Genomic DNA, 8,475 nt, shown 5'->3' on the forward strand with positions numbered 1-8,475 from the left:
CTGTTTCGCCATAATCAGCAGCGGCGTACCCCGGCTGGTCCTGAACACAATCCGGCTGACCGCGCCTGAGTACGGCGCCACCTTGTCAGTCGTATTCTCCAGCTCCACGTCATACGGCAGCCCTTTCGGGTCAATGGTGATTTCATTCATCTCATACGGGTTCAGGTACGGCACCGCCGCGTGGCCCCACGGGTCAATACGGATGCCGGAGTAGCCCCCCACTTTCGCCCCTTTCGCCCCTTTCGCCTCCACCACCGCAAAGGTGTCCCCGGTGTACGGCGTGGCCACGATACCGTTCTGCCAGGCGATGACCGTTCCGCTCATGCCCACCGAGGCATTCTGGTAATGCTTACCGGCGCCATAGGTCGCGGTCAGGTTGGTGTACGGTGAACGCCATCCGCCGTTCACCGACATGCTGCTGCCGGTACCCTGGTTGTAGTTCATGGCCGTCACGCCGTAGTTATACTGATAGTCATCCCCGGCCGAGCCCGAGATGCCAACCTGTTCACCGGTGCGGCCATTGCTGTTATGGTTCATGCTGGCCGTCAGTGTTGGCACATTATTCATCCGGCTGCCCAGCGGCATCGTCATGTTAAACAGCCAGGTGGTTTCCATATCACCACCGTAGTTTCTGACGCGTCCTGCGCTGACGCTGTAGCTGACCGTACCCCAGCTGTTGCTGTAACCCAGCTGGTACTGCAGGTCCGACCCGCCGTTATTCCAGTAATCCTGGGTGTAGCCGGTCAGGTACATCTGCCCCCATCCCTGGGTCAGCCCCTGGTTCATCGTGACGTTAAACCGGTTCTTCGGCCGCCAGATATTGTCGGCCGACCCGCCATGGCGCTCTTCATCGAGCACGCGCATGGCGGTGGTGTAGTCATAGTAACCGGACGTGGAGAAGCGGTAGGCTGCCACCGTCAGATTACTGTTGGTTTCCGGCAGGAACTTGCTGTAGCTGACCTGGTAGCTCTGCCCACTGCTGGCCACCGTATCCTTCTGCTCCTTCAGGTGCGTCCGTGCCTGGGTGACACTGGCGGAAAACGCCCCCACAACGGTACTCACTGCCAGGCCGCCCTGCAGGGCGTAGTAGTCCGCACCACTGCCCTGTATCCCGCCGAAGGCAGTCAGAATATTGGTCAGCCCCCGCTGATAAGTCGCCTGGTACAGCGTCGGGTTAAAGGAAATGGACGGATCATTGAGCTTACCGGCTACGATATCGTAGCGGTGCATCCCCGGGCGCAGCAGCTGCGTCACAGAGGCATACGGCACGGAGAACGTCTGGACACTGCCGTCTGCTTCCGTGACGGTCACATCAAGGTTACCTCCGTAGCCGGTCGGGTATAAATCATCAATCACGAAGGCGCCGGGCGATACCGTGGTTTCATAAATCACCCGGCTGTTCTGGCGGACGGTGACGCGGGCGTTGGTGCGCGCAATACCGCGGACATCCGGTGCGTAGCCCCGCTGCGACTGGGGGAGCATCCGCTCATCGTTCACCAGTTCAATCCCTTTAAAAGGCAGCGTGTCAAACAGCTGCCCGCGGGTGCTGGTTTCCCCCATCCGCACCCGGCCTTTGATGGCCGGGATATCCCGCTGGACGTAGTTGTTCAGGGACTGATAACGGCTGCCGCCGTTCTCCTGCCAGTTATAGTTGCCGTCATGGCGAAAATACCAGGCCCCCAGATTCAGGCCGGCATTAATCCCCGCATAGGCGGAGTTGTAATTCTGCCCGTTCGAGCGGGTGGTGTAGGTACTGGCGTTATAGCCAAGCATCAGGGCCGGTACGCCACTGTCCCAGAGTTCCGGACTGACGTACCCCCGGGCCGTATTCTGCATCATGGCCTGGGGAACACTGATATCCAGACGCTGGGTGCCGGAATCAAAGGCGACACTGGCCTGCGGGATCAGCGCCGGCAGCGGATAGCAGGCCTGCTCCTGCTTCAGCGCCTGGCTGAAGGATGCCGGCAACTGAGTGTAGTTGAAATTGATTTTTTTCAGGATAGCCGGCGACAGGCAGGGCTGGACGCTTTTGTCCGGCCCTTCAGAAAACAGTACCGGTTCATGCGATACCTGCTCACCGTTCACGTAAATATCTGTGGGCCAGGTGCCCGGTGAAGCCGAATCCCCGCGTTCAAAGCGTTTCAGATCAACCGATTCGTTGCCCGACGTTCCCAGAAATACCGGGTCAAAGGAGACCTCGTTATCCTTTGTCGGCGTCGGGGTCACGTCCTGTGCAGCAGCCGGCAGCATAATGGCCGCCAGCACGGCCGCAGCCAGCACGGAATAATGAAAGTGACGGTTCATGGTAACATTCCTGCCTGTTTAATTGTTTTTATCACCGGAGGATCACTGAAGGGTGGCCTGACCCGTTTTAACGGCACCCCAGTCGTTTACATATTCCCAGGACACGGTGGTGCCGGCGCGTAACAGCGCACCGTCTTTCATGCGAAAGCCGTGACTGCTGAGTGGGGAGACCATCTCACCGTCCACGGAGGTTTTACGGCTCCCCTGAGACAGACTCACAGAGACCAGGGAAACAAAGTACGGGGAATGATTAGTGGCCTTCAGCTCACCGCCGCTGACAGACCAGCTGAGTTTCTCAGCAGCTTCAGCTGCTTTTGCCCGGTCGCTGATGGCTGCCGGCCGGTAAAACAGCTTGATGCGGGTGCGGAACGCCACCTGAATACGGTTCGGGGCGATATTTTTGGTCACCGGCGGGATTTCCAGTACGTTCAACCAGTAGACAGATTCTTTATCTTCCGGCAGGGCCGGTGAACCGGTATAACTCAGGCGCAGTGTCTGGCTTTTGTCCGGGTTAATCCGGTTGATGGGCGGGGTCAGGATAAACGGTACCTGGATTTTTTCAGGCCGGGCCTCCACATCCCCCTTGTCTATCCAGCTCTGAACCAGCACGGGACCTTTACCGGTATTGGACAGTTTGACGGTGACTTCCCGTTCGTTGCCGGGATAGACCACCCGGGTACCGCTGACCACAATACTGGCCTGGCTCTGAAAGGCGGCAAACACAAGGGCAAACAGACCCGCCTGCAGGGCAGGACGGAAGTTTTTCAGGAACATAGGTAAGGGACTCCGGAAAAGCCGGGGAGAACACGCTCCCCGGACGGCTGATCAGCGGATTACTTGTACTGCAGGTTGTAAACAACGCTGCTGGTCACGGTACCGGCCGTGGTCTGGCCGTTAGCGTAGTACTCAACGGCATACGGCAGCAGGGCAGTACCATCTTCCTTAATATCCACATAGGTCATGTCGTTCACCTGGTCGGTGTTACCCACGTTGATGGCCTTGTAGTTACCGGAGGCATCCAGCAGCTGCAGGTCAACCATGGTGGCATCGCCGCCGACGTTTTTCAGGCGACCGGTAGACAGGTCAACGGTGTCTCCTGGCTGGAAGAATGCCGCCACTTTGGAGTGACCGCCTTCAGTCCCAATCACACAGTTGCTCAGGTTCATGTTGAAGGAGGTACGGCCGGTTGTGTTGCCTGGTTTGGTCAGCTGGTTGATGCTGACGGTCGGCAGAGTTACCGTGGCGTCCGCGCCCTGACCGTTCACATCCACGTCACAGGTGGTGTCGGTCAGTTCACCGTTAAAGGTGATAGTCCCGGTGGAGGCCGCGTTGGCTGCAGACATCCCCATACCCAGTGCAGCCAGCAGAGAAAGACTCACAATTGTTTTTTTCATGCTAAAAAACCTCAAGTTACATTTTATTGATACACAACTCGTCCTGAACGCGACGCGCAGCAGAACACCATCCGTTTCTTTCGAAACAAATAAAACATCCCGGATACCGTTATTTCATTCGCTTATTTAGCGTCGAAATGGATCCCCATTGCCCATGCTTTGGCGAATAACTCCTGATTATTAAACACATTCAGTTTTTTCATCATCCGGCGTTTGCATGAACTGATGGAATTCACTGACCTTCCCGTACGGGAGGCAAAATCAGAAACACTGACTCCGGACATCAGTCCCGTCAGCACCCATTTTTCGAATAATGTCAATACGGGTTCGCTGACAAAAGAGACCCGGTTAACCGCTAATCCATAGCGGCTGGCAATAAAACTTTTTTTAATCCTGTCCAGTGCCTTTTCAGGAGGAACATTAAGATCCATAAATACCATCTGCTCCAGGCCCGGTACGCTGCTCAGTACTCTTTTATGGCAATCCTTGCCAAAGACGATAGTTAACTGATGAGAAACGATCTGGCGAATAAAAGGATATAATTCCTCCGTACTGTCACGGGAAAAAACCCATATATCAGGAAATCCGGGCGTGCTGATGTCATCACTCCCTGAACTCAGAAACTCGTCCTGAAAAAGGTCGTTTATCAGCGAGGATAATCCCATTCTGAAATATAAATTTTCACAGTGAATACGTTTGAAATCATACTCCTTCATTATTTCTCACCCGGTACAAAATGGCAGGTATAAAACCTCTGCTCTGGAGCCAGAAATCAACAAAAACACAAATGGTAATACATATGTTTGTTTTGGCGTAAAGTTTCAACGGTACAAATAATAGTTTAAATTCTGAAAACACCTAATTGTTTAAATCGATCGATAAAGCCACCACCAATTGTCTGTGGCTATTAATTGCATGTAATTGATCGATGAACTCGATTAAATGATATTAACCATGCTAATTAAATGGTTACATATCAATAAATTAATTTTTCTGTGATTTTTTATGTGAAAATCGCAGTTAACAGCCACATAACAATTTACACATCAAAAATAACATTTGAGATTAATCCTAGTTTTGTAATCCCTTACATCATTACAACTTATTAATTACTTATATTTAATAACTTTGCGGATCCATAAGAATAACACTCAATAATGAGAATGAATAATCCTAATGGGAGTGTTTGAATGGAACAACTAAACGGGATGAAAAAAATTCCACAATCTAATTTCGGTTGGATTCATCCCAGTCTCCTTGTCCATAAGGCCTTCAAGCACAAAGATTGAGTCCCTCAGCGTCCCGGGTATAACGATGCCGTGAAAGACAGGATACTAATCGGACACAAAGTTGTACCAAGTGCTCTCTCTTATTACCAAAGTATTTGAGGTTCGGTCCGGCATTAATTGATTATTCTGACAGGCTTAACAAAACGCATTTCATTTACAGATGCCACTTCTCCTCCACCCCATATCTGTGCCACTACATCACATAATACAGGCGCTGTTTTCCGCCCGAACTGTACTGGCGGGAAACCAACCCACACCACGCCGATAATTCTCGCCCACTCGAGAACTGTGTGGCATCAACTTCGCTGATAAACGTGGCAGCAATCAACGGGCCTACCCCCGGGATTGTTAATAGATGGAGGTACGCAATTTGTTGTGATGACAGTGCTGCAATTTCGCTTAGACTGGTAATTCGTTCATTTAATGCCTGCATATCTTCCCGCAGCGAAGACAACAGTCGACGAAGAGTGAATGTCAGGCTGTTTGAGGCATCTCCAATCAGCCCTGGTAGCTGTTGCTGGAGATGCAGGAACCCGACATAAATAGTGATACCATATTCAGCGAGTAGAGAATGAATCAGGTTGGCCAGCGCCGTTCTCTGCTCAACCATCAGTTGGCGTGTGTTCTGAAGCGCCTTGATATCCTGCTGTTCTATGGTTTTTACAGAAACAAAGTGAATACCCGTGCGAAATGCTGTTTCGCAAATTGCCAACACATCATTGGCATTATTTTTCTGGCTACGGACAAATGCTTTTACGTTTTGTGCGGGGATGAGTCTGACACAATATCCCATAGATGCGAAGGTTCTCTCCCAAAAATGTTAAGTGGCGCAGGATTTCATAGCAACAAGAGTCCCAGCTTCAAACTGCCGTATAGTATCCAGCAATTTAGAACGAGAGATTTTTTTGTTCCATGTAACGGAGTCATTGACCATCCAGACGCAGATCTGAAAAACTGATTTGCCGATATCAATACCAACAACTCTGATCGTTCTCATGTGATTTACTCCCGGAGCAAACGCAGACAGTAAAAGTATGGCACTGACTGCTTCAGGAAAGGGCGTCCATCACATCACTACGACCGATCTTATCCCTAACGTCACCCTTGCCAGCGTAATGAACGACGAGTTGCTCAAAATTGGCCCGGTCACCTTTAGTCCTGAAGAAAAAGCCTTCGCCCAAGCGATACAAGAGACCTTCTCTGAGGAAGAAAAGCGCAAAGTCGCCAAAAGAGGCCGCACGCTATCCGAAGACATTACGCCGTTTCGCCAGGAACCTGATTTCCTCAATGGCTCAACGGACGTTGGTGATGTAAGCTGGCTGCTGCCTGTCGGCCAGGTCTATATCACTACCTGCGCTTGGGGCATACCACCGCACTCATGGCAAATGGTTACCCAGGGAAAAACCACCTACGCCCACAAGGGGCTGCTGCTGGCTGGTCGTGTTATGGCCGCCTCAGCAATTCGCGTTCTCACCACCCCGGCGATCATTGGGGTTTGGGGAGCAATGGAACATAAAACGCCGTTAACTGGTCAATTTAAATAGCTAAATGATTTAAAATCAATCGGTTGAAAACTATTGAATATATGGCGCTAATTTTACAATAAAATTTAATACTAACCACTGCAGCAACACGCTGAAGCCCAACTATGATTAGGCTGTAGTCACGTAACTCGCTCATTATCGGGTAAACAGGGGGCATATGGGGATGACGCAGCAAAAGCATTTTTTTGATGTTACCGAAATATCTCAACGAGTTAAGGTCGAAAAACCTTATTTTGCTTTTCAACAACTTTGGTCAGATGAGGATTCACTGGTTGGCACTTTTTCTTCTGAGCAGCCTCTTGTCTATGAGGCCGGTCTCATTACAGCTGGTGAACTGGGAAGACATATGGCTATTCTGGGCAGCTGTACTGCTGTTGCACTACACAACGGGTCTGAAGGATATTATCTTGCAACAAAAGCGCATTTTATACGCAAGCAAAATAATCAGACTGCGGCCCATGAAACGTTTTATGCCAGTGCCCGGGTTCTGAATCTCGATAAGCGTTCCCTGAAAGTTTCAGCGCAGGTATGGAACAGTGAGCCAGTGGCAGAACTGATATGCGAATATACAATTCTTTCACCTGCATTATTTCAGCGTAACTTTCGACATTACGCTAATGATAGCCAAACGGCTCCCTCGTGCTCCCCTTACAAATACCCGGTGCCTGTTTACAACCTGACGTTTCAACATGACAGACTGGATGCCAGTGCTGGCCCCCTGTCTCCCCTCCAGTGTGCCGGCCATTTTTCTGGTTACCCATGCTGGCCAGTCGCCATTATTTCACAAACTGCGTTTCAGGTTACCGGCGAGTTGCTCATAAAAAAATATGGTACCGGAACACGTTTCTGTGTACAGGATACGCAGCTGTCGGCAGAAAAACTGATCGGGGCTGACAGTGCTTTGAGATTCCGCATAGAAATAATGGCAGCACCAGAAAACGCCAACCAGCTAAAAAGCACTGCGAGCGTTTATAAGGATGATGAGCTGGTCGCGTACCTGGAGAACCAACTGGGATTAGTGTTAGCTGGATGATTATATGCCACCTTACAGTTTCAGGGTGGCAAATCAGCCATTTTAGATAGCCCAAAATTAACCAGCCAATTAACATCGCAAATTGCAATTTTTAGCCACCTCTTTTACGATAGCCAAATTAACTATACTTATTTTGGCCACCTTAAATGAAAATTGCTCGCATCTATGAAAGAGTCAGTACATGGGGTTCTACGCCGGAACCCCAGATTTTTCCGTCCGCCAAAAATTATCCCCGGTTGAGCAGTTTTATGCCGTCAGCTCGCAGTTGACCATCAGGAGAAATGTGGCGGTACAGCGTTTGTCTGGTTATCCCCAGCTCCTGGCATAACGTACTGACTTTCGTCTCTGGTCGTCCCATTGATGCCATTGCCAGTCGCAATTTTATTGGCGTCATTTTGTAAGGCCGTCCGCCGTTCCTCCCGCGCGCTCTTGCTGAGGCCAGGCCTGCAGTCGTTCGCTCGGCTATCAGTTCGCGCTCAAACTCGGCCAGTGCGGCAAAGATCCCAAAAACAAGCTTGCCGGCAGCTGTCGTGGTATCGATGGTCGCTCCGTGACCGGTCAGTACCTTCAGGCCTATCCCGCGCCCGGTTAAGTCATGCACCGTATTAATGAGATGACGAAGGTCGCGCCCGAGTCGATCAAGTTTCCATACAATCAGGGTGTCATCGGGCCGTAGGGCCTTCAGACAGGCAATAAGTCCAGGGCGATCTTCTCGCTTGCCCGATGCCCGGTCTTCATAAAGATGGGCAGCGTCAACGCCGGCAGTGATCAGCGCATCACGCTGTAAATCATTCGCCTGAGAACCATCTGCTTTTGATACCCGCATATAACCAATTAACATTTTACACCTGTCACATATACGTTCGATTATGTGACATTCTGATTTTGGTGCTGATGTCTGTCAACAATAG

General features: G+C 50.9%; 7 protein-coding genes and 2 pseudogenes. 2 read left to right on the top strand and 7 right to left on the bottom strand.

Annotated elements, in window-relative coordinates:
* The 6 genes and pseudogenes from V3W49_RS22055 to V3W49_RS22080 all read right to left on the bottom strand — a co-directional run.
* The coding region (locus V3W49_RS22055; protein ID WP_500148110.1) for a fimbria/pilus outer membrane usher protein at positions 1-2,304 on the bottom strand (2,304 nt) is incomplete at its 3' end.
* Positions 2,305-2,346: 42 nt separating this feature from the next.
* Complete coding sequence (locus V3W49_RS22060) at positions 2,347-3,078, bottom strand: fimbrial biogenesis chaperone (RefSeq protein WP_500148111.1); 732 nt, start codon at positions 3,076-3,078, stop codon at positions 2,347-2,349.
* A 59-nt stretch (positions 3,079-3,137) separates the two neighbouring features.
* Positions 3,138-3,698, bottom strand: a complete 561-nt coding sequence (locus V3W49_RS22065) for a fimbrial protein (protein ID WP_500148112.1) — start codon at positions 3,696-3,698, stop codon at positions 3,138-3,140.
* A 122-nt stretch (positions 3,699-3,820) separates the two neighbouring features.
* Complete coding sequence (locus tag V3W49_RS22070; protein WP_500148113.1) at positions 3,821-4,414, bottom strand: helix-turn-helix transcriptional regulator; 594 nt, start codon at positions 4,412-4,414, stop codon at positions 3,821-3,823.
* A 513-nt stretch (positions 4,415-4,927) separates the two neighbouring features.
* A pseudogene (locus V3W49_RS22075) lies at positions 4,928-5,169 on the bottom strand (Tn3 family transposase); the annotation flags it as partial.
* 11 nt (positions 5,170-5,180) lie between these two features.
* Positions 5,181-5,795, bottom strand: a pseudogene (locus V3W49_RS22080) (IS110 family RNA-guided transposase); the annotation flags it as partial.
* 226 nt (positions 5,796-6,021) lie between these two features.
* Here V3W49_RS22080 and V3W49_RS22085 point away from each other — a divergent pair.
* The gene (locus tag V3W49_RS22085; RefSeq protein WP_500148115.1) at positions 6,022-6,531 is read left to right on the top strand and encodes a hypothetical protein; all 510 of its coding nucleotides are present in this window, start codon (positions 6,022-6,024) and stop codon (positions 6,529-6,531) included.
* Between the two features lie 163 nt (positions 6,532-6,694).
* Positions 6,695-7,564 (top strand): hypothetical protein, encoded by an 870-nt coding sequence (locus V3W49_RS22090; RefSeq protein ID WP_500148116.1) that lies wholly within the window; start codon positions 6,695-6,697, stop codon positions 7,562-7,564.
* A gap of 226 nt (positions 7,565-7,790) precedes the next feature.
* Here the strand turns inward: V3W49_RS22090 and V3W49_RS22095 are convergent, their stop codons facing one another.
* The gene (locus V3W49_RS22095; RefSeq protein ID WP_500148117.1) at positions 7,791-8,405 is read right to left on the bottom strand and encodes a recombinase family protein; all 615 of its coding nucleotides are present in this window, start codon (positions 8,403-8,405) and stop codon (positions 7,791-7,793) included.
* Positions 8,406-8,475: the final 70 nt, after the last annotated feature.

Origin of the sequence: Rosenbergiella sp. YN46, from assembly GCF_036620675.1 — a bacterium.
Classification (GTDB): Bacteria; Pseudomonadota; Gammaproteobacteria; order Enterobacterales; family Enterobacteriaceae; genus Jejubacter.

Bases quoted from the DNA above. Each gene is read 5' to 3' on its own strand.
- V3W49_RS22060 (WP_500148111.1), bottom strand. From the start codon at position 3,078: ATGTTCCTGAAAAACTTCCGTCCTGCCCTGCAGGCGGGTCTGTTTGCC.
- V3W49_RS22065 (WP_500148112.1), bottom strand. From the start codon at position 3,698: ATGAAAAAAACAATTGTGAGTCTTTCTCTGCTGGCTGCACTGGGTATG.
- V3W49_RS22070 (WP_500148113.1), bottom strand. From the start codon at position 4,414: ATGAAGGAGTATGATTTCAAACGTATTCACTGTGAAAATTTATATTTC.
- V3W49_RS22085 (WP_500148115.1), top strand. From the start codon at position 6,022: ATGGCACTGACTGCTTCAGGAAAGGGCGTCCATCACATCACTACGACC.
- V3W49_RS22090 (WP_500148116.1), top strand. From the start codon at position 6,695: ATGACGCAGCAAAAGCATTTTTTTGATGTTACCGAAATATCTCAACGA.
- V3W49_RS22095 (WP_500148117.1), bottom strand. From the start codon at position 8,405: ATGTTAATTGGTTATATGCGGGTATCAAAAGCAGATGGTTCTCAGGCG.